Consider the following 24,215-nt stretch of genomic DNA (forward strand, 5'->3'; position numbering starts at 1 on the left):
CGCGGATGCCAGTGATCGGTGCTGGTGATGCCAGCGGGCCTTGTCCACGACCGCCGGATCGGGCTGACTGTGACGGGAGGCACACACCGGTGCCACCGGCACCGGATCGAGGAGGACACGTGACCTGGGACGACGGGACGCCGTACCTGCAGGAGCTGGCGACGGGCGTCTACGCCTACGTCCAGCCGGCCGGCGGATGGATGGTCAACAACTGCGGTGTCATCACCGACGCCTCGCACGACGCCGTGCTCGTCGACACGACCTCGACCGAGAAGCGCAACCGCGCCCTCCTGGCGGAGGTCGCCGGCGTCGGCGCCCGCGACCCGAAGATCGCGGTGAACACCCACCACCACCCGGACCACACCTACGGCAACGGCTTCCTGCCGCCGACGACCACGATCGTCGGTCACCACCTGTGCCGCGAGGGCGTCCTCCGCGCCGGGCTGGCCGCGACCCACGAGCTCCCGGCGGACTACGGCGACCTCAGCGTGCGTCCGCCGGACGTGACCTTCTCCGACAGGCTGACCCTCCATCTCGACGGCTTCCCGGTCGAGCTGATCACGATGGGACCCGCGCACTCGACCAACGACGTGGCGGTCTGGCTGCCCGAGCAGAAGGTGGTGTTCGCCGGCGACCTGGCCTTCTCCGGCGGCCACCCGATCTTCCTCGAGGGCTCGATGCTGGGCTTCAAGGAGGCGCTGGGGCGGATGCGCGCCCTCGAGCCCGACGTGCTCGTGCCCGGGCACGGGCCGGCCTGCCGCGGCGACGAGGTCGGCCGGGTGCTCGATGACCTCGACGCGTACGTCGACCGGATCGCAGCCATCGCGACCGACTCCTACGCAGCGGGGCTGACGCCGCTGGAGGCTGCCCAGAAGCACAAGTCGGACGTCTGCCCCGACTGGCCGGAGGGCGAGCGCGTGGTGTGCAATCTGCACCGGGCGTACGTCGAGCTCACCGACTACGAGCCGCCCTTCCGGCTCAGCATCCCGAACCTCTGGCCCGAGATGGTCGCCCTGCACGGCGGCCCGATCGTGAGCCACGCGTGAGCGCTCCTCGGCGGGTCGTCACCGGCCACACCGCCGCGGGTGTCTCCGTCGTGCTCTCCGACGGGCCGGTGCCGGTCAGCCGGCAGCTGCCGGACGACGGGGTCGCCTTCCACGAGGTCTGGAACACCGAGGGCGCACCGGCCCGGATCACCGCCGTCGAGCCGAGCGAGCCGACCGAGCGCACCCTCGCCGTACCCCCTCCGGCGCGGGGGACGAAGATCCGGATCAACGAGTTCGCCCCCGGCCACCTCGACGAACGGGGCCTGCAGTCGCCGGTGCACCGCACGGCGTCGGTCGACTACGGCATCGTGCTGTCCGGCGAGATCACCCTGGTCCTCGACGACTCCGAGGTCACCCTGCGCGCGGGCGACATCGTGGTCCAGCGCGGCACCGACCACGCCTGGGCGAACCGGGGCTCCGAGGTGGCGAGGGTGGTGTTCGTGCTCGTCGACGGGGAGTTCGACCCGGCGCTGGCCTCGACGCTCCCCGGTGGACTGGCGGGGCTGATGCACGGCGGCCCCCGCTAGTCCGCTGACGTCATACGAGGTGGTTGCTCTGGCAGCCGGTGCGTATGACGTCCGGCGCCGGGTCCCTGGGACGTCATACGAGGTGGTTGCTCTGGCAGCCGGTGCGTACGACGTCCCGCGCCGGGCCGGCCGAGGCCCCGGACGTCATACGGGGCGGTGGTCCCGGCGACCACTTCGTACGACGTCCCGCGCGGCCCACGACCGGTCGAGGTGCTCGGTCATACGAGCTGGTCGTCCTGACAGTCACTCCGTATGACACCCGGCGCCACGACGCTCCGATCACGGCTCCTTCACCTCGATCCGGTCGAGGGTGACGCTGATCCCGGTGCGTGTCCGGCGCATATAGGCGAGCAGGTCGCCCGGGCCGGCCGTATAGGTGCCGATGTGTCCTGGTACGGCGATCCGATTCGACGGATCGGCGAGCGACGACACGATCACTTGGGCCGACGCCTGTTGCCAGACGAGTGCATGCTCGACGGGGTGCAGCTGGTAGGTGCCGTTGTAGCCCTCATCGATCTTGACCGGCGCGGAAGGAGTGTCCGCGTTGATCGTCTCGGTCCACAGCGAGTACGGATTGTCCAAGATCCCGTCGTTCGGCGGCGGGTTCGGCGTCTCCGGGTCGATGTGCTGGGACCAGACCAGATGGCTGCCACGGGCCGCGCACCCCATCGCGAGGGCGGTGTGGGTGACCGCCACGGGCGTACCCCCGGTGAGAGGCACTCGCCAGCAGTCGCCCCCGACCGTGTGCCCCTTGCGACCGAGACCGTTGGGTCCGAGGTAGTAGAGCCAACCGTCGTCGATCGTGACGCTGTCGGGGGTCATCTCCTTGTGCCGCAGCACGGCGTACGGCGCGGCCGAGCCCGGGTTCCAGACCAACTCCTTCGCCGACCTGTCGGCCTCCGGAGCGGTCCAGAGCACGAGACCGTCCTGCGCCTGGACGACGGGGATCAACGCCGACTCCTTCCGCCCGCTCGAGGCGAGCGTTCGGTGGCTGCCGGTGACGAGGTCGATCGCCTCGATCCGCCAGAGAGCCTCGTAGCTTCCGTCGCCCTGTCTGTGCGACTGATCCGTGTAGACGACCCAGTCACCGGTGGTCGCGACCCAGTTGATCAGCCCCCGGGGCCAGGCGCTGTGAGCAACGGCGCGGGAGGTGCCGGCGGCTGGGTCCACGACCGTCACCGTGTTCCAGCTCGGGGCACCCGGCTCCTGCGTGGGCAGCACGACGATGTCGCGCCCGACATGCCCGATGGCCATCGGACTGTTGACGTCCGTGCCGAGCTTGACCGTCCCGACTGTGCTGAGCGTCATGGGCGGCCCCTGCCCCGCCAGCGGGTGCTGCGTCGGCTTCCGACTCTCGGCAACGACCTCGTGGTCACTGCACCCGACAAGCACCATCAAGGCAACTGCAACTGCGACCGCACGCCTCGAACGGTTCACGAGACGATCCCGTGGATCGCGGTGTGGGTGATCGCGGTGAACGCGTGCTGGAGTGTCGCCTTCTGATGGCCGTAAGGATTTCCGTACGTCGACGCCCCATAGATGTAGATGGGATCCCATTCCTCAGCGAACTTGAGAAACGTCGTGGCACCCGTCGCGTCGTATCCGTAGATGAGGTCGAAGTGAGGGAGATTCTTGCCCCAGAATTCCTCGAGATATCCGGTGTCGATGTTGGCGATCACCGGCTGGTGATAGACACTCGTGTCCGACTTGACCGTGGTCAGAAGCGACGCCTTGCTCGTCGGGCGACTGGTCGTCCAATGGCCGAACGAACTGAAGTGCGCATTGAGGGCGCGGGCCACGTTGGCGCGTGACGTACCTGCCGTCGTGGTCTTCTCCCACGTCGCGAACTGGGCCTCACCGAAGTCCTTGTAGGCACCGGTCCGGCGCTTGTACATGGCGGCCACCATGTTGCGCGTGGCGGCGGGCCCGCACGTGTAGGACTTCTTCCCGTTGCCCTCACCCTCCTTGAAGATCCTCATCGCCTTGACCTCAGGGAGCACGTAGGCGTCCGGACCGCCACCGGGGTCGTTGGTGCTCATGGTCGTCGCCAGGCCACCCGCAGCCGCCGCCTTCTCCGCGGCCTGCTTCTTCTGGAAGTCCGTGGGCGGCGGTTCGGGTACGAGCGGGGCGCACGTGCCCTGCTCGGTGACCTGATCGATCGGGCACGTGGCGGTGGCGGCCTGAGCGCCTGCGGTGCCGACGACGGCGAACGTCGAGACGGAGACGGCGCCGACGAAGGCGCCGACAAGACGGTGGACGAGATGTGACAAGACGTGAACCCTCCCGAGATCCGATCGTGCGGCTGAGCCGCATCGGAGTACAGAATACACAACGCGTTGGGTATAAAACGTCATACGAGGTGTCGGTCCCGACGACCACCTCGTATGACGTCCGGGGCGCGCCAGAGACGAGTCACACTTGCCGGATGGACGCCATCCGCGAGCGACTGCTCGACGACCGCCGGCGTACACAACGGCGGCTGGGCGAGCTCACCGGCGACTTCCGCGAGATCGTCGAGGCCTCCCGGGCGACGAACGCCGACGACGAGCACGATCCCGAGGGCGCGACGATCGCGTTCGAGCGCTCACAGGTCGCCACGCTCGTCCAGCAGGCCGAGCGACACCTGACGGACGTCGGGGAGGCGCTGGCCCGCCTCGACGCGGGCACCTACGGCACCTGCGAGCGCTGCGGGCGGCCCATCGCCGCCGAGCGGCTCGAGATCAGGCCGACCGCCCGTACGTGCGTGTCCTGCTGAGCCGAGTCGGCGCATCCTCGCACCCCTGCTGAGCCGAGTCGGCGCATCCTCGCACCCCTGCTGAGCCGAGTCGGCGCATCCTCGCACCCCTGCTGAGCCGAGTCGGCGCATCCTCGCACCCCAGGAGGGCCGAGTCGGCGCATCCTCGCACCCCCTCGGCCGCTCAGCCCCGGCGACCGACCGCCGGGATGAGGCGCCAGTCGGACTGGAACACCAGATGGTGCACGTCGGCAGCCACCGCACTGCGCAGCAGCGGCAGCAGATCGCGCGCCTCGCCCTCCTCGTCGACGTTGAGCGGCCAGTCGTGCACCGTCGCGCCGCGCAGGTGTGGATGGTGGAAGCCGCCCCCGAACCACACGCGCAACGTCACCGGCTCGAGCCCGCGATCGCGCTGCTCCGGCCAGGACAGCGTCCACGAACGGGCGAGAGTCCCGTCGTCCTCGTGCACCAGCCCGGTGTCGGCCACCTCCCCCGTGGAGAGCAGGAGGGTCGCGTCGACCTCCTCGAGCACGCCGACCGCGACAGGCGCCAGCCAGTCGGCGGCCCGCACGAACACCGCCTCCTTGTCGCCACGCTCGTCCGCCCCGCCGTGGGTGCCGTCGCGCAGGTCCTCGACATGCCGCACCAGCGCCACGAGGTACGCCGGCACCCGATCCCCAGTGTCCATAGGACGAGTCTGCGCCCGATGAGGTCGCGGATCATCAGCAGAACGCGGTACAACCCCGACTCTCATCACGGTGCGTCAGGCGTGCAGCCCAAGGATCGTGCCGAGCAGCTCCCACGTCGCGGCGTAGACACCGGGCCGCTCTCTCTCCCGCGGCCCGGCGACGTTCAGGGTCAGCTCGCTGCCGAGCAACGCGAGCCAGCAACGGACGGCGTCCGCTTCGTCGACGACGAGGAGGTACGGCCGACCGAGCCGGACCGCCGTCTCGACCGCCAGGTCGGAGCCGCGCGAGAGGCCCGGGCCGCCGACGACGACGGTCGCGTGGCTGTCACGGACGTTGAGGCGGGTCCGCATAGCCGGATCGGCCGACGACGTCTCACACAGACCCGGGTAGCGCACGAGCAGTCCGGGCGGGTCCGGGAGGTCCTCGGCCCAGCCGCCGGCGGGGCACCAGCCGCCGTACTCCAGGCCGTGCGCGATCGCGGCGTCCAGCGCGGCGCGGTCGGCGCCGGTCTGTCCACCCGACACGATCCGTGCGATGCGCACGACTCAGTCTTGCGTACATCGAGGTCGCCCCACGTGCCAGGATGCGCCGACTCGACCCTCCCCACGTGCCAGGACGCGCCGACTCGACCCTCCCCAGGTGCCAGGACGCGCCGACTCGACGTCAGAGCACGTGACTCCCCGGGCCGACCTCGACCGTGCCGTCAGGTGTGACGACCTCCGCCACGCAGCCGGGCGGGACGGTGACGTTCAGCGACAGCGAGCCGTCCGTGGTCGTCCAGGACACCGCGACCGTGCCGTGCGGCGAGAGGTGCGACGTCGACGCGCTGGTCAGCCCGCCGCCCGGTCGCGGCTCCACGCGGAAGCGTCGCCAGGTCGGCTCGAGCCGCTGCAGGCCCGCGACGTAGCGGTGCAGGAACGAGATCACCGCGCCCTTGGAGTAGTGGTTGAGCGACTCGTGCGGCACGCCGTCGTCGTCGATGCCGTCCCAGCGCTCCCAGACCGTGGTGGCGCCGCGCGCGATCATCGCCAGCCACGACGGCGACGACTCCTGCAGCAGCAGCTCGTAGGCGAGGTCGAGGTGGCCGTGGTCGGCCAGCACCGGGAGCAGGTCGGGCGTGGCAAGGAAGCCGGTCCCGACGCGCACCCCCGAGGCCCGCACGAGGTCGGCGAGGTCGTCGGCGGCCTGCCGCCGCAGGTCCTCGGGCAGCAGCCCGAAGGCGAGGGCGCGGACCAGGTTGGCCTGCGTGCGCGGCACGACATGACCGTCCTCGACGAACTCGGTCGCCCATGCCGCAGCCACGCGGCGGCTCAGGTCGGCGTACCGCTCCGCGTCGGCGTCGAGACCGAGCACAGAGGCGAGGTACGCCGCCTGCCGGGTCGACCAGGCATAGAACGCGGTCGCCACCTCCGACTTGTCGGCCTTGATGAAGGCCATGAAGTCCGTCGGCTCCTCACCCGGCTCGAGCCACTCTCCCCAGTGGAAGCCGGTGTCCCAGAGGTAGTCGTCGTGCGGCCGCGGCTCGGGGTGCCGAGCGGCCCGGTCGGGGTGCCGGTCCTTGCGCGCCATCTGCTCGACCCGGTCCAGCCAGCGCACGATCACGGGCCACAGCTCGCGGACGACGCCCACGTCGCCGTACTCCCGGTAGAGCTCGAGGGGCACCAGCACGACCGCGTCGCCCCACCCGGCGGAGCCGTTCACCTCGTGCAGGAGGCCTTGCATCTCCACCGGCGGGATCGGCGCCATCGACGCGACCACGCCGTCGTCCCACTGGTCGACGGCGACGTCGCGCAGCCACTTCAGCGAGAAGCCGTCGACGTCGTAGAGGTAGGAGGCGGTCGGCACGTAGAGCTGCCAGTCGCCGGTCCAGCCGGCCCGCTCGCGGGTCGGGCAGTCGGTCGGCAGGTCGCAGGCGTTGCCGCGGAAGCTCCAGACCGCCGCGTCGTGCAGCCGGTCGAGCCGCTCGTCGCTGCAGCTGAACGCCCCGCGCGGCTCGAGGTCGGTGTGGACGACGACCGCCGTGATGTCGCCGCACGCCAGGGGCTCGGGCAACCCCTCGACGCGCACGTACTGGAACCCGTGCGTGGTGAACCGCGGCTCGAAGGCGTCGCCGGCGACCCCCGCCGAGACGACCACGTCCACCTGCCCGGCGCTGAGCGGCTCGGGGAGGAAGGGCGTGTTCGGCACGAGGTGAGCAAGAGTGACGTCGCCGTCGGCACCGAGCGCCTCGCCGTGCGTGAGTGTGAGCCGCGTGCCCGCCGGACCGAGCGCGGTCAGCCGTACGCGACCGTTGATGTTCTGCCCGAAGTCGACGACGTCCACACCCTCGCGCAGCCGCCTCACCGACACCGGGCGTAGCGACTCCACCGGCCGCGCGGGCGGCGCCGGCGTGCCGGTCAGGATGTCGTGGCCCCGGTCGACGACGTCGACGCTGCTCCAGCCCGAGTCGTCGTACGACGGCGTGCACCAGTCCGGCTCGACCAGCCGGCGATCCTCCTGCTGACCCTCGATCAGGTCCGCGGCGAGGATGTGCGACGTCGCGCAGCGCCAGTCGCCGCCGGTGCCGACGACCGTGCGCGTGCCGTCCTCGTGGTCGAGCACGAGCTGCGCCAGGAACGCCGTCGTGTCACCCCACTGGTCGTGCGCGCGGGTCAGACCGACCTGGCCGCGGAACCACCCGTCGGCCAGCACCGAACCCAGCACGTGCCGGCCCACGGTGAGCTGGGCGGTGACGTCGTAGGTCTGCACCTGGGTCCGCTGCAGATACTCCGTGTAGCCCGGCGTCAGCTCGTCGTCCGAGACCCGCCGGCCGTCGAGCCACGGCTCGTAGACGCCGTGCGCGGTCACGTGCAGCCGCGCCCGCCGCACCGGGCGGTCGACCACGACCTCGCCGCGCAGCCGGTACGCCGGCCGGAATCCCGCCCGCGGCACGGAGCCGCGCTCGAGCGGGGCCGGGGAGACCCAGTCCGCGACCCAGTCCGCGGCGGACAGCAGCCCCGCCTCGACGTCCAGCGGCTCCGACCACTCCGACCAGCCGAGATCGGTGCGCACCCGCACCCGCACGGCCCGCGACTCCCCCGACGACAGCGGGGCGTCGGGCCACGGCCGGAGCGTGTGCTCCGCGCCCTCGACAGCGACGACCCGGCCGTCGACGCTCAGCTCGTAGGCCTCCTGCCGACCCGCCCCCTCGGGCAGCAGCCAGGACAGCCGGGGCTCCGGGGCGTCGACGCCGAGCGCGTCGGGACGGAGCTCGGCGCGCAGCCGGGTGGGGGTCACGCGGACTCCTCGACCGGCTCCACGGGATCCGCCAGATCCGCCGGGATGCGGTGGGCGGCGACGAAGGCGGCGTACACGTCGGCGCTCGGCTTGCGGCGTCGCTCGAACGTGTCCCGGTCGACCTCGTGCAGGCCGTAGTGGAAGGCGTAGCCGAAGATCCACTCGAAGTTGTCGAGCAGCGTCCAGTGCGTGTAGCCGAGCACGGGAACTCCGTCCGCGATCGCCTCGCCCAAGGCGGTCAGCGCCGGCTCGATGAACGCCACGCGCAGGGTGTCGTCGTTGCTGGCCAGGCCGTGCTCGGTCACGAAGATCGGCACACCGGCGACACCGTGGGCGTAGCGCACGGCGCCGGCCAGCGATTCGGGCTCGATCTCGGTGCCCATCTGGTTGAGCACCGCGCCCTCCGGCGGACGGACCTGGCCGTCGCCGTCGTAGGGCACCCGCTCGTAGTTCTGCACGCCGAGGAAGTCGTCCTCCCGCGCGAGCTCCAGCCAGCGCCGGTAGACCTCGGCGCGCTTGCGGTCGCGCACCGACGCGTCGTCGCCGACGACGACGTCGTCCATCAGCGCGAGCGAGAGGCCGACCGGCAGCTCCGGACGCCGTGCCTTGATGGCGGCCTTCGCGACGACGTGAGCAGCGGCGAGACCGTCCTCCATCGCGTCCAGCTCCTCGGGCAGCACCACGTTGCCCAGCCGGTACGCCGGCACGCCGGCCGCCTCGCTCGCGGCGGCGAGCGTCGCCCGCTCGAGGTCGTGGACGAAGTCCGGGAGACCGAGCCACGACAGCACCCGGGGCAGGTCGGGCTCGTTGAGCGTGACGGCGTAGCCGATCCGGTCGCCGAACCGCGCCGTCACCCGGTCGCAGTAGCGCGCGAACAGGGCCGGCGCGTCGGGGTCGAGCCAGCCGCCGCGCTTCGCGAACCAGTGCGGCGCGGTGAAGTGGTTGTAGGTCACGATCGGCACGAGCCCACGCGCGACGCACTCGTCGACGATCGCCTCGTAGTGGTCGAGCGCCTCGTCGGAGAAGACACCCTCCTCGGGCTCGACGCGCGCCCACTCGACGGAGAACCGGTAGGCGTCGAGCCCGAGGCTCGTCACCAGGTCGAGGTCCTCGCGCCAGCGGTGGTAGCTGTCGCAGGCCTTGCCGGACTGCTCCGCGAAGACGCTCGGCGTCGTCCGCTCGGCGAACCACGTGTCGCTGTTGTCGTTGTCGCCTTCGGTCTGATGGCCCGAACCGGCGACGCCCCAGAGGAAGCCGGGCGGGAAGGTGATGTCGGTCACGTGCCCAGCAAACGGCACATCGCGGCCGAGCGGAACGAGCTCCTCGCCGATACCTAGCATCACCGCTGGCTGGTTCCGCGGCGCTGTGACGGCAGGCACAGTCGAGCCATGTTCGAGTACTTCCCCGGCAACTACATCTGGAACCTCGGCGTCGCCGCCACCCTCAACAGCGGCGGCCTGATCGACGAGGTCGACCGCGCCTGCCGCCCGATCCGCGAGCTCGCCAAGCAGGGCTCCGACGTCGGCACGGCCGAGTTCATGCGGTCGTGGCAGAGCGTCGCCGACCAGCTGGAGCAGCAGGCGGCGGAGGCGGAGAAGGCCGGCCACCTGCGCACCGCTGGGCAAAAGTACCTCCGCGCGGCGGCGTACCTGTGCCAGGCGGAGCGGATGCAGTCGGCCAAGGACCCGTCACGCCGCGACGTCTACCAGCACTGCCTCGACCTGATGCAGAAGTCCTTCGACCTGATCGACCCGGCCACCACCCGGGTGGCGGTGCCGTTCGAGGGGAGCGAGCTGCCGGCGTACTTCACTCGCGCGGAGCGCCCCGACGGCAGCCCGGCGCCGACCATCATCATGTGGAACGGCCTGGACTCGACCAAGGAGCACATGTACACGTCCGGCTGGCCGGCCGAGATGGCGGCGCGCGGCATCTCCGTGCTGCAGGTCGACTGCCCCGGCAGCGGGGAGGCGCTGCGCTTCGGCGACCTCAAGGCGCGGGTGACCACCGAGGACTGGGCGGCGGCGTGCGTCGACTACCTGGAGACCCGCGACGACGTCGACCTCGACCGCGTCGGCCTGGTCGGCTGGTCGCTGGGCGGCTACTACGTGCCACGGGCGGCAGCGTTCGAGAAGCGGCTCGCGCTCGCGGTCGCGTGGGGCGCCAACCACAACTGGGGCGAGGTGCAGAAGGCACGCCTCGAGCGTGAGGGCGAGAACCCGGTGCCGCACTACTGGGACCACGTGCTGTGGGTCTGGGGGTACGACGACGTCGACACCTTCATCGAGGCGGCCGCAGCCGTCCACCTGAACGGGGTCGTCTCGCAGATCACGTGTCCGTTCCTCATCACGCACGGCTCGAACGACCGGCAGATCAACGTGCGCTATGCGCACCAGTCCTACGACCAGGCGGTGAACAGCCCCCGTCGGGAGCTGCGGATCTTCACGCCCGAAGAGGGCGCGACCGAGCACATCGGCCTCGACCACCTCCCCCACGTCGGCGCGTTCACCGCCGACTGGATCGAGGACGTCTTCTCGGAGTCCTCAGGCGGGTCGGCTGCGGCTGCACCCGCCTGATCCCGGCCGGAGGCCCGCACCCCGCGGGACCAAACTGTCACCGTGACACTTTGAGCGACCGGTGACACTTCGCAACTGTCACCGAACGGCCCAACTATCACCGAGACAGTTTTGAAGTGTCACCCAGGAGGCTCAGCCGCGCGCCAGCGCGTCTTCGGCCGCGTGCATCACCCGGCGCTCGTGGGCGTGACTCCACGTGCCGTCCGTGAGGTCGAGGGCCAGCACGACGGGGCCTGACGCGAGCATGGTGGCGTGCGTGCTGTGTCCAGGGCACGCCCGGCGGAGCTTGCGCAGGACCTGTGCACCGGAGGCGCCGGCGTCGGGGTCGAGGATCGTCTCCGTGACCGTCCGGTGGGGCGTGACGACGGTCGCGATGCGTGCGCTCCGTACGCCGAGGGCGGCCATCGCCGGCCCCAGGGCCACCGTCGTCTGCCACGGGAACGGCAGGTCGCAGCTCCAGCCGACCGATGGCACGGGTGCGCAGCGGCCGAAGTCGACGTCCGTGACCGACCAGCCGCCCGTCGTCGCGCCGAGGTCGGTGAGACGGATGGCGTTGCGCGCCGACATCACGGACCGGCGTACGTCGCATCGCGCCGGCGACGGCTGCAAGCTCGTCGTCGGCCCGAAGTCGGCGCGGTCACCGCCGGTCGGCCTGCACCCGGCGAGGAGCGCGACGCCGGCGAGAGCGACGGACGTCCAGACCGCCGTACGCCGGAACCCGACCGCGTGCATGACGTCCCCCGAGAGTCGATGAGACGCCCACTGTATTGGGTCTCCTCAGACCTCGTCCAGACCCCGGTCCGGCCCCCAGGGGTAACCGTCAGTTCGACACACTGGATGACCCTTGCAACGGTCAGGAGGCGTATCGAACTGACGGTTACCCCTGCGAACAGACGGTTACCTGTCCGCGCAACAGACCGCGGCGGCACACGATCGGCCGCGAACAAGCGTCACGACGACGTCCCTCATGGACGCGATCGAGATCCACACGGCTCAGCCCACGGCCGCGTAGGGCGGGACCAGGGTCGCTCGCTCGTCGCCGACGACGTACGTGATGGCGACGTCCTCGGCGGAGGGGCTGGTCGAGGTGATCGTGCCGCCGCCGAGACGGATCGCGCCGAGCGCGAGGCCGAGCTCACTCTTCGCCACGGTGATGACGTGCCAGGTCATGCGATCCGACCTCCCCCCGAAGCGAGGGTGGGGCGCGTGCGCGCGAGCAGGCGATCCGCCTGCTCGCGGAGCGCGTCGGCAGCCGCGCGGTGCCCCTGGACCGACGGGGGGCACGCCAGCCAGTACGGCAACGTAGCCCGCTCGTCAGCCGCACACTCGTCCTCGCGCCGTGCCAGCTCCAGAAGAATCCTGCGCAGCTGGACAGCGACGGTTCGGCTGCCAGCGTTCGTCTTTGCGGTCATGGGCCTTCACTTCCTTCCCGCCACGTGCGGAGACGTCGTACACGACAGCGTGCGACGACGGTCACACCCGGTCACCCGCAGAACTACGCAGTCCGGTACGTATCTCGGCCGTCCCTAATCGCCCGACTGGCGAGCGCCCGGTATCTACGCTAGAACTACATAACATCACTATTGCAGCAACGCTTGGTCATGGAGGCTTCCCGCGATGAGCACGAGCGACGAACGTCCCGCCCTCGACGGGGTCCGGGTCTTGGACGCGAGTCGTGGCATCGCCGGGCCGCTGGCCGCGATGGCGCTCGGCGACTTCGGCGCCGAGATCATTCGCCTCGACGACCCCGAAGACGCGGAGCGCCCCGCGGCCGTCGTGTGGCATCGCAACAAGACGATCGTCCCGCCGGCGCTCGGACCGCAGCTGGCCGAGGACGCCGACGTCGTTCTGACCTCGGACTCGAGGACCGCGGCCCGGCTAGGGCTCGACATCACCGGCGAGCAGCCGGCGCGGATCGTTCATCTCCATCTGCCGCTCTGGGCTGAGGACGCCGACCTGGATCCCTACACCCGAGACCGGATGGTCGCCGCCGACTACGGCGCGGCGCGCCGGCAGACGTCGTTCAGCGGGGGCCCCGTCGACGAGGTCTACCCGTTCCTGTCCAACATGCAGGGTGTCTGGGGTGCGACCTGCGGGATCGCGGCCCTCGTCGAGCGCGCGCGCACGGGTCGCGGCCAGAGGGTCGTGGTCGACGCGCTGCACGGCTCGATGGTCACGACCGTCACGACCATGCTCGTGAGCCCGACCGAGCCGCTGCCGGTGACCTCCGTCGGACCGGGCGGCCCGAACCCGACGTTCGGCACCTATCGCTGCTCCGACGGCGAGTGGCTCTTCGTCGGCGCGCTCGGCTCCAAGTTCCAGGACATCGTGTTCGACAAGCTCGGCGTCACCGACATCGTCGAGGACCTCCGGATCGGGAACGTCCGCGAGCGGCTGTACGCCCCCGACAACCGAGACTGGGTCCGCGCCAGGTTGAGCGAGGCGTTCCTGCGTCGGCCGCGAACCGCGTGGATCGACGAGCTCGCCGCCGCGGGCTGCCCTGTGAGCCCTGTCGGAGACCGCGGCGACTGGCTCGATCACCCCCAGGTCGCCGCGCTGGGACAGCGGGTGGAGCTCGACGACCCCCTGGTCGGTCCTGCCACGGTCGTCGGCGTCGGCGCAGAGCTCTCGCGCGGCGCGATCAGGCACCATCGCGCCCGAGCCTTCGTCGACCACACGTCGTGGCGGCCACGCACGTCGAGCACGATCGGGGAGGCCGCCCCGGCCCACCGTCCGCTCGCCGGCTCGGGGCCGCTGTCAGGCATCAGGGTCGCCGACCTGGGCACGGTCCTCGCCGGCCCGTACGCGGGCATGCTCCTCGCAGCTCTCGGCGCGGACGTCATGAAGGTCGAGACCATCAAGGGCGACGAGCTGCGCCTCAGGGGGTACGGCATCGCCCGGGGCCAGCGCGGACTGGGTATCGATCTCCGAGACCCAGCCGGCTACGCCGCCTTCCTCCGCCTCGTCGAGGCGAGCGATGTCGTCCTCGACAACTACCGCCCGGGCGTGCTCGAGAGGCTTCGTATCGACGACGCCACACTCCGCATCGTCCGCCCCGACATCGTCACGACCTCGATCACGGGCTACGGCGCGAGCGGCCCACTCGGCGGACAACCCGGGTACGACCCCGTCGTCCAAGCGCTGACGGGCATCATGAGGGCCCAGGGCGGTGCCGACGAACCCGTCTTCTCGACCCTCGCGATCAACGACGTCACAGTGGCGTGCCTGGCGGCGCTCGGCACGTGCGCAGCGCTCTACCAGCGTGCGACGGGCCGCGGCGGGCAGCGTGTGACCTCCTCGCTCGCCACGGCAGCGACGTTCATGCAGAGCGGCGAGCTCGTGCGGTACGCCGGCCGGCCACGCGCCGACATCGGCGGCCGCGACTTCCCGGGACCGGGTCCACTCTCCCGCTTCTACCCCTGCGCCGACGGCTGGGTGCGCATCCACCTGCACAGCGCAGCGCAGGCAGTCGCGGCCGGACTCCTCGATCAGGCCGGCGACCCGGCCGCCGAGGAGCCGACAGGGGCGATCGCCGATGCTCTCGAGAAGCTGACCTCCGCCGAGGTCGTCGCCGCGGTCACCGCGGCCGGCGGGACGGCTGTGCGCGCCCGGGACTTCCGCGAGGTGGTCGACGACCCTGCCCTGCTGGCTGACGGTCACGTTGCGGAGCTGGTCTGGCCGGACGGCAACTCGACCTTCCTACCGCACCAGCTGGTGACGCTCCCGGGGCACGAGCCGCACCCGATCCTGCGCGCCACCGGGCACGGGGAGTTCAGCCGCGAGCTGCTGCGCGAGGCCGACCTGGACGAGGACGAGATCGAGAAGCTGATCGGGGCCGGGGTGGTCGTCGTCGGAGAGCCGATGCACTCGGTGGTCGGCGTCGGCTACCGCTAGGCAACTAGGGGAGCGGCACCGCCACGGTCGCCGTCCCGGGAGCCAGCACCGCTCCGGTCTCGTCCTCGACCCACACCTCGAGGTCGGCGTACTGCTCCCCGGCCCGCTCGCGCACCGCCGTCACCCGCGCTCGGACGTCGATCGTGACGTCACGCAGCGTCGGACCGCGGAACTGCAGCGCCACCGCCACGATCCGGCCGCCGTCGGGCAGCCGGTCGCGGAGCAGCCGATGGACCTGGGACCACTGGAGGCGACCCATCGAGATGGCGCCCGGGTAGCCCGCGCGCCTCCCCGCCTCGTCGTCCATGTGGATCGGCACGAACTCGTCGTTCACCGCCGCGAACCGGTTCCACTCGGCGAACCCCGTCGGCCGCGGACCGACGCGCATCTCCTCGCCGACCTCGAACCTCATGCGCTCTCCTCCCGTCGACATCAGAAGCGGATGGCGACCTGGCGCTCGACCTGCACCCGGGCCGCCTCCTGGTTGGTCCACGTGCTCTCCAGGACCGTGATCAGCATCGGCCCCATCCGGCCGGCCTTCTCCCGATACTCGACCAGGCGCGTCTCGGAGCGGATCACGTCGCCGACCCGGATCGGCCTGTCGTAGGTGACCTCGGTGCCGCCGTTGACCTGGTTCTGCAGCCCGGGTCCGGCGATCCCGATCGACTTCTCCGTCTTGTCGGTGTCGCGACGCCCGACGGAGACCACCGGCACCCGCTGGTCGGCCACCATCCAGGCGAACGGGTTGAACTCCTCGGGCGCGACGATGCCCCCTGGCGTCGCGGGGTCCCAGAAGCAGCGCGGCGGGGGGTCGGGGTAGTACACGGCGACCGCCCAACGGCGGACATCCGAGGCGGCGACCGGGAAGGAGACCCGCCAGTCGACGATCGAGCCGACCGCCGCGTGCATCTCCTCGCTGACCAGGCGCACGGCGCTCATCGGCCGCGGTGGTCGCGCTGCCCTGCGACCGTCGGATGGGCGTACGGGTGCGCGGCGACCTCGGCCGGCGCCTGCTCCCCGAGCAGGCCGGCGGTCGCCCGCCTGAATGCATCGACGACCCGGTCCTCCTCGACGTAGTCGAACCGGTCCAGCAGCGCGCCGGCCGCATGCTCGTCAGGAGGGTGCTCGACGTACCAGCGCACTGCCTCGGCGATCGCCTCGACCGCGGGCACCGGCTCGACGTAGCCGAGAAGCTCGACCGCCTTGTACGTGTCGACGAGCAGGTGGTCGTCGTGCGAGACGGGGAACAGAGCCCGGCCCGGACCCGCCAGGTCGAACGGCAGCGAGACCACGTCCAACCATCCGCCCGCTGCCGTTGCGGCGACCTCCACCCACTGACGGACCGTGAGCTGGTCGCGGTCTCCGACGTTGAAGATCTGGCCGGCCGCCTCGTCAGGACGGTCCACCGCCGCGAGGAGGTACGCCGCCGCGTTGGCAGCCGCGCAGCGCGTCGTGATCGTCAGGCCGCCGTCGGGCAGGAGGATCCGATCGCGGCCGTCGAGCACACGTCGCACGACGGACCACTCCCGCGGGTAGACCTGGCGCGGACCGTAGATGCTCGGGAAGCGGAAGACCGACGCCGCGAAAGCTCCATGAGAATGCAGGTCGAATACGTGCTTCTCGCCGGTCCGCACCTTGCGGGCGAAGCCCTCGCCGCCCGACTCCTGCTCGGGCGTCGCCCGCCCGGCATCGGCAGCCTCCTCGCGCGCGAGCACGGGCAAGCCGCGTGGGACGAGCCTGCCGGGCTCGTGGTAGCCGGCGTAGACCGGCAGCCCACTGACCGCGACCAGTTGACCGCAACGCCCGGCGACGGCGTCGGCCACCACCCGAAGCCGCCCGTACGACGCCACCACGACGTGGAACTCCCTGCCGTCGAGCACGTCGTCCAGCGGCTCTCGGAAGTGCGGGTCTGCGTGCAGGTGCTCGAACCGTTCCAGCTCGGGCAGCTCGTGGGTGCCGCGGTGCAGCAGGGTGACGTCGTACCCGCGCTCCGCGAGGCCGTGAGCCACGTGGGGGCCGGTCGGACCGCTTCCGCCGACCAGGAGGGCGGTGCGGCTCATGAGGCGTCCTCCTCGATGACGCGGAACGCCCGGCGCACGTCCGCGGCGAAGATCTCGGGCTGCTCCATCGCGGCGAAGTGACCGCCCGCCGGCGCCTGCGCGTAGTACCGCAGCCCGGGGAGTCGCAGCCGGGCCCAGCGCTCGGACGCGGCGAGGATCTCCCCGGGGTAGACCGTGTAGCCGCTCGGCACCGTCACCGCGGAGTGGTCGGCCACGGCGGCGTTCGTGCTCTCCCAGTAGAGCCGGGCTGCGGACGCTCCGAGGTTCTGGAACCAGTACAGCCCGACATTGTCGAGGATTCGGTCGCGGTCGATCGCCGACTCGGGGAGTCCGGTGTTGTCGGTCCAGCCGTGGAACTTCTCCACGATCCAGGCGCACTGGCCGACCGGCGAGTCGGCCAGGCTGTAGCCGATGGTCTGCGGCTTGCTGGACTGCAGCGTCGCGTACGCCACCCCGCTCGACCACAGGTGGTGCGCCTTGGCGACGTAGCGGTGCTCATCCTCGGTGAGCTCGCCGAACCCGGTCAGCTCGGCCTCGGGCTCAGGACCCGAGACCCAGAAGTTGAGGTGGATCGCCCGCACCTGCTCGGGGTGCCGGCGCGCGAGCGCCGTCGAGACGACGTACCCCATGTCGCCGCCCTGGGCGTAGAAGCGGGAGTAGCCCAAGCGCTGCATGAGCTCCACCCAGGCGTCGGCGATCCGCTCGGCACCCCAGCCGGCCACCTGCGGGTGGCCGCTGAACCCGAAGCCCGGCAGGGAGGGGATCACGACGTGGAAGGCGTCCGAGGGATCTCCCCCGTGGGCCTGCGGGTCGGCCAGCGGCGCGGCCACGTCGAGGAACTCCAGGTACGACCCCGGCCAGCCGTGCGTGAGCACCAGCGGCCGCGCCGTCGGGTCCGGCGAGCGGAGGTACGCGAAGTGGATACTCAGCCCGTCGATCTCGGTCGTGAACTGGGGCAGCCGCTGCAGCCGGGCGTTCGCCGCGTCCCAGTCGTAGGCGTCGGACCAGTGGCCGACGAGGTCGCGCAGGTAGGCACTCGGCACTCCTTGGCTCCAGTCGGCGACCGTCTCGGTGGCCGGCCATCGCGCGTCGGCGATCCGGCGCCGCAGGTCGGCGACCTGTGCGTCGGCGAACTCGGGCCGGAACGGGGTGATCGCCGCCCCCGGCGCTGCGCGCTGCTCCACCTCAGCCGACCTGCTGCGTCGGCCGTACGACGACCTCGTTGACGGCCATGCCGGCGGGCCGCGTGACCATGAACTCGATCGCGCCGGCGAGATCCTCGACGTCGAGGTAGGCGGTGTCAGTCCGTCCGGCGCGGGCGTTGGCGACGACCGCGGCCTCCGTATGCACAGCGCCGGGGCTCACGAGCCCGACCCGCACCTGCCGGGTGGCGACCTCCTGCCGCAGCGACTCGCTGAAGGCCTGCGTCGCGGCCTTGGTGGCGGCATAGACGGCCGCGCCCGCCTGAGGTCTGCGCCCGGCGATCGAGGCGACCGTGACCAGGTCGGCGACACCGCGCGGCCCCTCGGCCGCCGCGAGAAGGTGCGGGAGGGCCGCCCGCGACAGGCCCAGCACCGCGGCGAGGTTGAGGTCGACCATCCGCGACCACTCAGCAGGGTCGGCGCCCAGGACCGGCCCGACGAGGGCGGCCCCGGCGTTGTTCACGAGGACGTCGATCCGACCGAGCTCGCCGACGACCCGAGCGACGACGTCCTCCGGCGACCCGTCGTCCGCGAGGTCCGCCGCGAGACAGACCGCCGCGCCGCCGTTCGCCGCGATCCCGGCCGCCACCCGGGCGAGCGAGGCGGGCCGCCGCGCCACCAGCGCGACCGTCGCACCGGCGGCGGCGAGGACGCACGCCGTCGCCGCGCCGATCCCGCTCGAGGCGCCGCTGACCACGCGACCGTTCCGTCGAGCCTCATCGTTGCCGGCGGGCTAACCCGCGAGCTCCTGCTTCTTCTCGACGTTGATGCTCGGGTCGATGAGCCCCTCGTTCATCGCCTTGATCAGCAGGGCGACGTGCTGGGAGTAGAACCGGGCGAGGCGGAGACCGGTCGCCATGAACCAGAGCCGCTCGTGCCCCGAGTGGCGCAGCGTGGTGCGCAGCTCGCCGCGGTCGTCGACGTTCCAGACGGTGGCGAGTGCGTCGGTCACCTCGTCGCCGACGATCGGTCGGACCACCTCGCGCATGTTGCTGTAGCCCGTGCAGAACACGACCACGTCGGCGTCCTCCGCGGTGCCGTCTCGGTAGACCACGCCGTGCGGTGTGAAGCGGTCGATCTCGCCGGGCTGGATCCGGATCTCGCCGTCGACGATCAACCGGCAGTTGCCCTTGTCGATGTAGACGGCTCCGCCGCCCCGCGTCGTCAGGTGCGCCTGGCCTGCGTCGTTCGGCCCGAGCGTGGTGCGGAACCCGGCGCCCTCGAGGTCGGCGATGAGGTCGGCGTCCAGCTCGGCGATCTGGCGGGTGACGCCCGGTGCCAGCTGGACCGAGAGCGCCAGCGGGTTGGCTGCGGAGAGCAGGTCGGCGTCAGCGACGTCGGGCCCGTTCTCGCTGTAGTAGTTGCCGAAGAGGAGCTTGAGCCCGTTGCGCTGCGAGAAGACGAGCGCAGGGCTGCGCTGGACCATCGTGATCGAGGCGGCCTCGTTCTCGTACGCGTCCTGGGCGATGTCGTGCGCACTGGCGCCGACGCCGACCACGACCACCTTCTTCCCTCGGACGGAGTCGCCGCCGGGGTGATCACTGGAGTGCGCGATGACCCCCTCGAAGCGGCCCTCCCCGTCCACCGTCGGACGGTGCGGGATGCCGTCCTTGCCGGTCGCGAAGACCAGGTGCTGCGGACGCAGCGTACGTCGCTCTCCCCCGTGGTCCAGGACGACGGTCCAGCGACCCTCGCCCTCGTCGTACGTCGCCGTGCGGACCTCCGTCGAGGTCCACAGGTCGAGCCCCATCAAGGTGACGTAGGACTCCATCCAGTCGGCCAGCATCTCCTTGGGCGTGAAGAGCGGCCAGGTCGTCGGGTAGGACAGGTAGGGGAACTCCGTGGACCACTTGAAGTCGTGCAGGAGGAGGCCGTTGTAGCGAAGCCGCCAGTTGTCGCCGGCCCGCGCATACCTGTCCACGAGCAACGTCGGGACGCCGAGCTGCCCGAGGCGGGCTGCCAGGAACAGCCCGCTGTGGCCGGCACCGATGATCAGGACGCTGGGATCGGAGTCGCGGTACTCCCGCCGCTCGGCGCGGATCTCGTCCAGCGAGCGGCGCGCCCCCGGGATCGAGGGCGAGTTGTTCTCCTCGCTGGCCGCGTCGTCGACCGAGACCTGCGGGACCCGGAAGTCCCGGAGCCCCTCGAGGCTGGTGGAGACCACCCAGGAACGCCACTCGCCGGCCTCCTGGACGAGCCGCACGACACCCCGCCCGACCGAGACGTCCGTCGCGAAGTGGAAGATCGCCTCGACGTAGCGGCCGTTGAAGGTCGCCGGCCACGAGGTGTCGGGCCGGAGGTCGCCGAAGCCCGGCTCGTCCAGCGCGGGCCCGAGGACGCCGAGGATGTCGTCGGCCCCGTGCATGCCGACGAGGTCCCACGTCAGTGCGTAGATGTCGCGCCACCAGGTGTCCGCTGCGAACAGACGCCTGACGCCGGGCAGGTCCCGGGCGGTGACGGCGCTGTCGAGCGCGGCGAGCCACTCCTCGGCGATGGCCTGGGGGTCCACCGCCTCGGTCGGCGGCGCGGACGTGGTGTCGATCCGGGTCATTGCGTCACTCCTTGGGTCTGCTGGGCGCGGAACGCGCGCACGGTCTCGGCCGACGGGAGGGCGATCAGCTCCACCTGGTTCCCGTCAGGGTCCTCGCAGAGGAAGAGGGTCACCGGGCCGTAGTTCCTGATCACGCTGGTGGTGGGCTCGGAGTAGACCTCGTAGCCCATGTCGACCAGTCGGTCGTGGAGGGCGTCGATGTGCTCCGGGGCGACCGGGAACGACAGCTGCCCCAGGCCGACGTCGCCCGGTCGCTTGGGTCGGTCGTCGTCACCGGCGGGCAGGTTCCACTGGGCGAGCTCGATCTGGCCGACCCGCGAGGCGCCCTGCACGAAGACGGTGGTCGCCTTGGCGTACGCCGGCAGCCGCATGAGCGTCGGGGTCAGGTCGCTGGTCTCCTTGGTCAGCGTCTGGCGCATCCCGAGACCGTCGACGTAGAAGCGGACGGAGGCCTCGAGGTCGCGGACGCCGAGGGCGACGTGGTTGAGGCTCCCGACCCGGGCGTTCGCCTCCGTCCGGGCCTGCTCGTCCCTCGCTTCGGTCACAGGACGAACCCCTCGTCCTTGAAGTCGCCGTCGCGCCACTGCAGCGCCGACTTGAGCCCGTCCCGGGCGGCACGTGTCTTGAACTCGCCGGACCCGGGCCGGAAGCCCTGGGCGAGGACGTACCACGGGACGGACGCCTGTAGAGCAGAGCGGAAGCCCATCACCTCGTAGGTCTGGTTGAGCGCGATCTTGTTCGCCGAGAGCATCGCCGGGTGCAGCTTGGCCATCGGTCGCAGCTCCCGCATGACCTGCTCGTCGAGCTCGTCGGCGGGGAAGCTCTTCGCGATCCAGCCCATCTCGGCCGCCCGCTTGCCGGTCACGGAGTGCCCGCCGAGCTGGAGGTACTTCGCCTGCGCCATCGACATCTTCCATGGGAAGTACTCGACGTCCGGCGTGGACTGGGCACGGGTCGGCGGGTAGCCCATCACGCAGTCGTCGGCCGCGAAGACGATGTCGCACATCGACATCAGCTCCGAGCCGCCCGCGAGCGCGAAGCCGTGCACCTTGGCGACCACAGGCTTGAGCAGGTCCCAGATCGTCAGCCAGTCCCGCAGGCAGCTGCGCGGGAACTGCCCGGTCCACGACTCGTAGAGCTCGGAGTCGTTCCAGCCGTCGGGCCGCTCGGGGTCGGCTTCGCCGCCGGCGTAGCTGTTCATGTCGTAGCCGGCGCAGAACGCCGAGCCGGCGCCCTGGATCAGGATCAACGTGACGTCGTCGTCCGCCTCGGCGGTCTTCAGTGCGCTGACGATCTCGCGTCGGAGCGCCGGGCTCAGCGCGTTGCGCTTCTCGGGCCGGTTGAGGGTGATCGTGGCGATCCGGTCGTCGACCGCGTACAGGATGTTCTCGAAGCTCATGCTGGCGTTGCCTCTCGTGGGACGTCCGCGCCCACCGCACGAGGCGGGGTGCGGATCGAGCCGGGGGTCCGGCTCAGGTGGACGGGGATGCCGAGCATCCGGAGGCCGTCGAGCTCGGCGACCATGCCGCGCTCGGCGAGCTCGAGCGCAGCCAGGACCGCCTCGACGGGGCGGACCAGGCTGGCCGGGACGCCGCGGGCGATGAGCTCCGTGGCGATGTCGGTGGACGGATCGAGGCGACCGATGAGACCGGCGAGCTCAGCGTTGAGCTCGTGCCGGTGCCGCAGACGGTCGGCGTTGGTCGCGAAGCGAGGATCCGCTGCCAGTGCGGGTGCGCCCAGGACGTCGACGAGGACTGAGAACTGACGGTCCGAGCCGGCGGCGACGTAGAGCTCGCCGAGCGGTGACCGGAATGTCTCGCAGGGCGCGATGTCGGGATGGGCGGATCCGAGCCGTGACGGCGGCACCCCGGTCATGAAGTAGCTCGCAGCCGCCGGGTGCAGCAGGCTCAGCGCAGCGTCGTACAGGCTGATCTCGACCATCTGGCCCCGCCCCGACCGTTCCCGCTCCTGCAGGGCGAGCAGCACCCCCGAGAAGGCGTGCAGTGCCGTGGTGAGGTCGGCGATCGGCACGGGCCAGCGAGTCGGGGGTCCCTGAGGGTCGCCGTTGAGGTGCATGAGGCCGGCGTGGGCCTGGATGACCGCGTCGTAGCCGGGTTGCCCCGCCAGCGGGTCGTCCGCGCCGAAGGCCGTGACGCGGCACCACACCAGCCGCGGGAGCGACGCCATCAGATCGTCGGCTGCGAGGCCCCAACGCTCGAGCGTGCCGGGCTTGAAGTTCTCGACGACGACGTCGGCATCCGCGAGAAGGCCGAGCACCAGGTCCCGGCCCTCGGATCGGGTCAGGTCGGCGACGAGGTGGCGCTTGTTGCGGTTGAGGCCCGCGTAGTAGGCGCTCACCCCATCAGCGCGGGACGGGCCCCAGGTCCGGGTCAGGTCGCCGACGGGAGGTTCGACCTTGACCACGTCCGCCCCGTGGTCGCCGAGCAGCTGCGCGCAGTACGGACCGGCCAGCACGCGCGACAGGTCCACGACCCGTACGCCGGCCAGCGCGCCTCCACTCCCACGTGTGTCCGTCACTCGGCCGCCCGCAGGATCTCGGGGACGTCAGGTGCGCCCGCCATCCGGCGCTTGCGCATCTGGATGCGCCAGCGACCGTCGACCCGCCGGAACGCCCACTCGTTCATCGAGGCGCTCAGGAGCCGCAGCGTCGGACCGTCCTGGTGGAAGATGAACGAGTAGCCGTTGGCCGCGGCGTCGTCGCCGGCGACCTTCACCGTCAGGTTGTTGCCCTGGACGTGGAAGCTGTGGCCGTAGAAGCCGTTGTCGTGCTGGGCGGTGCGCTCGCCGAGGAACCGGCGCATCTGGTCCAGTCCCTCCCAGCGGACGACCTCGAACGGGTCGTCGCCCCGCCCCACCGACACGTCCATCACGCAGTCCTCGGTGAAGAGCGCGAAGTACTCCTCGTCGAGCGGTGCGTCGGCGAAGTAGCCGTACCGGGCCAGCAGCTCGCGGATCTCACGCTCGTCCTCGAGCTCGCGCAGGCGCGCCTCGACGAGCTCCAGCCGCCGCTCCAGATCCTGCGCCACGCGACGTCCACCTTCCTCAGGAACAACAATGCCTCGACCACAACAGCAAGTGACAGTAACACCACTATGGCATGTTTGGCGACGCCGGTCGGACCCGCTCGTCGAACTGGAGCACGACCCCGTCGGGGTCCTTGACGAACATGGCCCGCATCGGCTGGTCCGCGCTCTCTCCGTAGCCGGTGCCGACGGTGTCGACCACGGACACGGGCTCGTGACCGGCCGCGCGGAGTCGTTCGGCAAGCGCGGGCACGTCCTCGACCCACAGCCCCACGTGGTGGATGCCGATCTGGCCCAGGTGCAGCGGGGCGTTCTCAGCCAGCTCCTCCGACTGCGAGAGCGCGAGGAAGACCCGGTCGCCGAAGTCCTCCCCCGCGTTGCCGCCCCACCGGAGCATCACCTCGCGCCGACGGGTCGAGGTGACCTCCGGACCGTAGAGGGCGTCGCGGTGCGGCTCGTTCGCGGCGTCCCGGATCTCGCTCAGGCCGAGGACGTCCCGGTAGAAGACGAGCGAGCGCTCGAGGTCACGGACGCCGATGGCGATGTGGGAGACGAGCTTCACGAGGGCTCCTCTCGCGGATGACAGCGCGGGCGAGTTGTGGATAACATGATCATTATT

24 protein-coding genes are annotated in these 24,215 nt (G+C 71.1%); 5 read left to right on the top strand and 19 right to left on the bottom strand.

Annotated features, from left to right (window positions below; translation table 11 throughout):
• The first annotated feature begins 119 nt into the window (after positions 1 to 119).
• Both ABD205_RS01800 and ABD205_RS01805 read left to right on the top strand, forming a co-directional pair.
• Entirely contained in the window at positions 120 to 1,046 is a 927-nt protein-coding gene (locus tag ABD205_RS01800; RefSeq protein ID WP_344041797.1) for an MBL fold metallo-hydrolase, read from the top strand.
• The gene (locus ABD205_RS01805; protein WP_344041799.1) at positions 1,043 to 1,573 is read left to right on the top strand and encodes a cupin domain-containing protein; all 531 of its coding nucleotides are present in this window, start codon (positions 1,043 to 1,045) and stop codon (positions 1,571 to 1,573) included. Before ABD205_RS01800 ends, ABD205_RS01805 begins: the two co-directional genes overlap by 4 nt.
• 279 nt (positions 1,574 to 1,852) lie before the next feature.
• Here ABD205_RS01805 and ABD205_RS01810 read toward each other — a convergent pair whose 3' ends face one another.
• Together ABD205_RS01810 and ABD205_RS01815 are read right to left on the bottom strand one after the other, a co-directional pair.
• Complete coding sequence (locus tag ABD205_RS01810; protein WP_344041801.1) at positions 1,853 to 2,881, bottom strand: hypothetical protein; 1,029 nt, start codon at positions 2,879 to 2,881, stop codon at positions 1,853 to 1,855.
• A gap of 125 nt (positions 2,882 to 3,006) precedes the next feature.
• Positions 3,007 to 3,843, bottom strand: coding sequence for a hypothetical protein (locus ABD205_RS01815; protein WP_344041803.1), 837 nt, complete (start codon positions 3,841 to 3,843; stop codon positions 3,007 to 3,009).
• Positions 3,844 to 3,998: 155 nt separating this feature from the next.
• On the opposite strand from ABD205_RS01815, the gene ABD205_RS01820 reads away from it, so the two are divergent.
• Positions 3,999 to 4,328 (top strand): TraR/DksA family transcriptional regulator, encoded by a 330-nt coding sequence (locus ABD205_RS01820; protein ID WP_344041805.1) that lies wholly within the window; start codon positions 3,999 to 4,001, stop codon positions 4,326 to 4,328.
• A gap of 163 nt (positions 4,329 to 4,491) precedes the next feature.
• Here the strand turns inward: ABD205_RS01820 and ABD205_RS01825 are convergent, their stop codons facing one another.
• The 4 genes from ABD205_RS01825 to ABD205_RS01840 form a co-directional block, all read right to left on the bottom strand.
• Positions 4,492 to 4,995 (bottom strand): hypothetical protein, encoded by a 504-nt coding sequence (locus ABD205_RS01825; RefSeq protein ID WP_344041807.1) that lies wholly within the window; start codon positions 4,993 to 4,995, stop codon positions 4,492 to 4,494.
• Positions 4,996 to 5,070: 75 nt separating this feature from the next.
• Positions 5,071 to 5,538 (bottom strand): putative molybdenum carrier protein, encoded by a 468-nt coding sequence (locus ABD205_RS01830; protein WP_344041809.1) that lies wholly within the window; start codon positions 5,536 to 5,538, stop codon positions 5,071 to 5,073.
• 121 nt (positions 5,539 to 5,659) lie between these two features.
• Positions 5,660 to 8,272, bottom strand: a complete 2,613-nt coding sequence (locus ABD205_RS01835) for a family 78 glycoside hydrolase catalytic domain (protein ID WP_344041811.1) — start codon at positions 8,270 to 8,272, stop codon at positions 5,660 to 5,662.
• On the bottom strand, positions 8,269 to 9,552 hold the full coding sequence (locus tag ABD205_RS01840; protein WP_344041813.1) for a glycoside hydrolase family 1 protein: 1,284 nt from the start codon (positions 9,550 to 9,552) through the stop codon (positions 8,269 to 8,271). The genes ABD205_RS01835 and ABD205_RS01840 overlap by 4 nt, the downstream gene beginning before the upstream one ends.
• A 108-nt stretch (positions 9,553 to 9,660) precedes the next feature.
• Here ABD205_RS01840 and ABD205_RS01845 point away from each other — a divergent pair, with 108 nt between their 5' ends.
• On the top strand, positions 9,661 to 10,845 hold the full coding sequence (locus tag ABD205_RS01845; protein ID WP_344041815.1) for an alpha/beta hydrolase family protein: 1,185 nt from the start codon (positions 9,661 to 9,663) through the stop codon (positions 10,843 to 10,845).
• A gap of 132 nt (positions 10,846 to 10,977) precedes the next feature.
• On the opposite strand, the gene ABD205_RS01850 is transcribed toward ABD205_RS01845, so the two are convergent.
• Both ABD205_RS01850 and ABD205_RS01855 read right to left on the bottom strand, forming a co-directional pair.
• Complete coding sequence (locus ABD205_RS01850) at positions 10,978 to 11,577, bottom strand: hypothetical protein (protein WP_344041817.1); 600 nt, start codon at positions 11,575 to 11,577, stop codon at positions 10,978 to 10,980.
• A 261-nt stretch (positions 11,578 to 11,838) separates the two neighbouring features.
• Positions 11,839 to 12,015: a hypothetical protein gene (locus tag ABD205_RS01855; protein ID WP_344041819.1), complete on the bottom strand. Its 177-nt coding sequence runs from the start codon at positions 12,013 to 12,015 to the stop codon at positions 11,839 to 11,841.
• Between the two features lie 447 nt (positions 12,016 to 12,462).
• Here ABD205_RS01855 and ABD205_RS01860 point away from each other — a divergent pair, with 447 nt between their 5' ends.
• Positions 12,463 to 14,739 (top strand): CaiB/BaiF CoA-transferase family protein, encoded by a 2,277-nt coding sequence (locus tag ABD205_RS01860; RefSeq protein WP_344041821.1) that lies wholly within the window; start codon positions 12,463 to 12,465, stop codon positions 14,737 to 14,739.
• Positions 14,740 to 14,743: 4 nt separating this feature from the next.
• Here the strand turns inward: ABD205_RS01860 and ABD205_RS01865 are convergent, their stop codons facing one another.
• The 11 genes from ABD205_RS01865 to ABD205_RS01915 form a co-directional block, all read right to left on the bottom strand.
• Entirely contained in the window at positions 14,744 to 15,151 is a 408-nt protein-coding gene (locus ABD205_RS01865; protein WP_344041823.1) for a MaoC family dehydratase, read from the bottom strand.
• Between the two features lie 20 nt (positions 15,152 to 15,171).
• Positions 15,172 to 15,678, bottom strand: a complete 507-nt coding sequence (locus tag ABD205_RS01870; RefSeq protein WP_344041825.1) for an FAS1-like dehydratase domain-containing protein — start codon at positions 15,676 to 15,678, stop codon at positions 15,172 to 15,174.
• Positions 15,675 to 16,799: a Rossmann-fold NAD(P)-binding domain-containing protein gene (locus ABD205_RS01875; protein ID WP_344041827.1), complete on the bottom strand. Its 1,125-nt coding sequence runs from the start codon at positions 16,797 to 16,799 to the stop codon at positions 15,675 to 15,677. Before ABD205_RS01875 ends, ABD205_RS01870 begins: the two co-directional genes overlap by 4 nt.
• Positions 16,796 to 17,983, bottom strand: coding sequence for an epoxide hydrolase family protein (locus ABD205_RS01880; protein ID WP_344041829.1), 1,188 nt, complete (start codon positions 17,981 to 17,983; stop codon positions 16,796 to 16,798). The genes ABD205_RS01875 and ABD205_RS01880 overlap by 4 nt, the downstream gene beginning before the upstream one ends.
• A 1-nt stretch (position 17,984) precedes the next feature.
• Positions 17,985 to 18,698: an SDR family NAD(P)-dependent oxidoreductase gene (locus ABD205_RS01885; protein WP_344041831.1), complete on the bottom strand. Its 714-nt coding sequence runs from the start codon at positions 18,696 to 18,698 to the stop codon at positions 17,985 to 17,987.
• 36 nt (positions 18,699 to 18,734) lie between these two features.
• Positions 18,735 to 20,552: an FAD-dependent oxidoreductase gene (locus ABD205_RS01890; RefSeq protein WP_344041833.1), complete on the bottom strand. Its 1,818-nt coding sequence runs from the start codon at positions 20,550 to 20,552 to the stop codon at positions 18,735 to 18,737.
• A complete protein-coding gene (locus ABD205_RS01895) occupies positions 20,549 to 21,097 on the bottom strand; it encodes a VOC family protein (RefSeq protein ID WP_344041835.1) in 549 nt (182 codons plus the stop codon). The genes ABD205_RS01890 and ABD205_RS01895 overlap by 4 nt, the downstream gene beginning before the upstream one ends.
• Positions 21,094 to 21,951: an enoyl-CoA hydratase-related protein gene (locus tag ABD205_RS01900; RefSeq protein ID WP_344041837.1), complete on the bottom strand. Its 858-nt coding sequence runs from the start codon at positions 21,949 to 21,951 to the stop codon at positions 21,094 to 21,096. Before ABD205_RS01900 ends, ABD205_RS01895 begins: the two co-directional genes overlap by 4 nt.
• Entirely contained in the window at positions 21,948 to 23,090 is a 1,143-nt protein-coding gene (locus tag ABD205_RS01905) for a CaiB/BaiF CoA transferase family protein (protein WP_344041839.1), read from the bottom strand. The genes ABD205_RS01900 and ABD205_RS01905 overlap by 4 nt, the downstream gene beginning before the upstream one ends.
• The gene (locus tag ABD205_RS01910; protein ID WP_344041841.1) at positions 23,087 to 23,599 is read right to left on the bottom strand and encodes a nuclear transport factor 2 family protein; all 513 of its coding nucleotides are present in this window, start codon (positions 23,597 to 23,599) and stop codon (positions 23,087 to 23,089) included. The genes ABD205_RS01905 and ABD205_RS01910 overlap by 4 nt, the downstream gene beginning before the upstream one ends.
• Positions 23,600 to 23,663: 64 nt before the next feature.
• Positions 23,664 to 24,158 carry a VOC family protein gene (locus ABD205_RS01915; protein WP_344041843.1) on the bottom strand — a complete coding sequence of 165 codons (495 nt, stop codon included), beginning with the start codon at positions 24,156 to 24,158 and terminating at the stop codon, positions 23,664 to 23,666.
• Between the last annotated feature and the right edge of the window lie 57 nt (positions 24,159 to 24,215).

Origin of the sequence: Nocardioides panacihumi (genome assembly GCF_039530925.1) — a bacterium.
GTDB lineage: Bacteria > Actinomycetota > Actinomycetes > Propionibacteriales > Nocardioidaceae > Nocardioides > Nocardioides panacihumi.

Excerpts from the sequence above, each read along its gene's own strand:
- ABD205_RS01810 (WP_344041801.1), bottom strand. The coding sequence starts at position 2,881 with ATGACGCTCAGCACAGTCGGGACGGTCAAGCTCGGCACGGACGTCAAC.
- ABD205_RS01820 (WP_344041805.1), top strand. The coding sequence starts at position 3,999 with ATGGACGCCATCCGCGAGCGACTGCTCGACGACCGCCGGCGTACACAA.
- ABD205_RS01825 (WP_344041807.1), bottom strand. The coding sequence starts at position 4,995 with ATGGACACTGGGGATCGGGTGCCGGCGTACCTCGTGGCGCTGGTGCGG.
- ABD205_RS01845 (WP_344041815.1), top strand. The coding sequence starts at position 9,661 with ATGTTCGAGTACTTCCCCGGCAACTACATCTGGAACCTCGGCGTCGCC.
- ABD205_RS01850 (WP_344041817.1), bottom strand. The coding sequence starts at position 11,577 with ATGCACGCGGTCGGGTTCCGGCGTACGGCGGTCTGGACGTCCGTCGCT.
- ABD205_RS01855 (WP_344041819.1), bottom strand. The coding sequence starts at position 12,015 with ATGACCTGGCACGTCATCACCGTGGCGAAGAGTGAGCTCGGCCTCGCG.
- ABD205_RS01860 (WP_344041821.1), top strand. The coding sequence starts at position 12,463 with ATGAGCACGAGCGACGAACGTCCCGCCCTCGACGGGGTCCGGGTCTTG.
- ABD205_RS01865 (WP_344041823.1), bottom strand. The coding sequence starts at position 15,151 with ATGAGGTTCGAGGTCGGCGAGGAGATGCGCGTCGGTCCGCGGCCGACG.
- ABD205_RS01870 (WP_344041825.1), bottom strand. The coding sequence starts at position 15,678 with ATGAGCGCCGTGCGCCTGGTCAGCGAGGAGATGCACGCGGCGGTCGGC.
- ABD205_RS01875 (WP_344041827.1), bottom strand. The coding sequence starts at position 16,799 with ATGAGCCGCACCGCCCTCCTGGTCGGCGGAAGCGGTCCGACCGGCCCC.
- ABD205_RS01890 (WP_344041833.1), bottom strand. The coding sequence starts at position 20,552 with ATGACCCGGATCGACACCACGTCCGCGCCGCCGACCGAGGCGGTGGAC.
- ABD205_RS01900 (WP_344041837.1), bottom strand. The coding sequence starts at position 21,951 with ATGAGCTTCGAGAACATCCTGTACGCGGTCGACGACCGGATCGCCACG.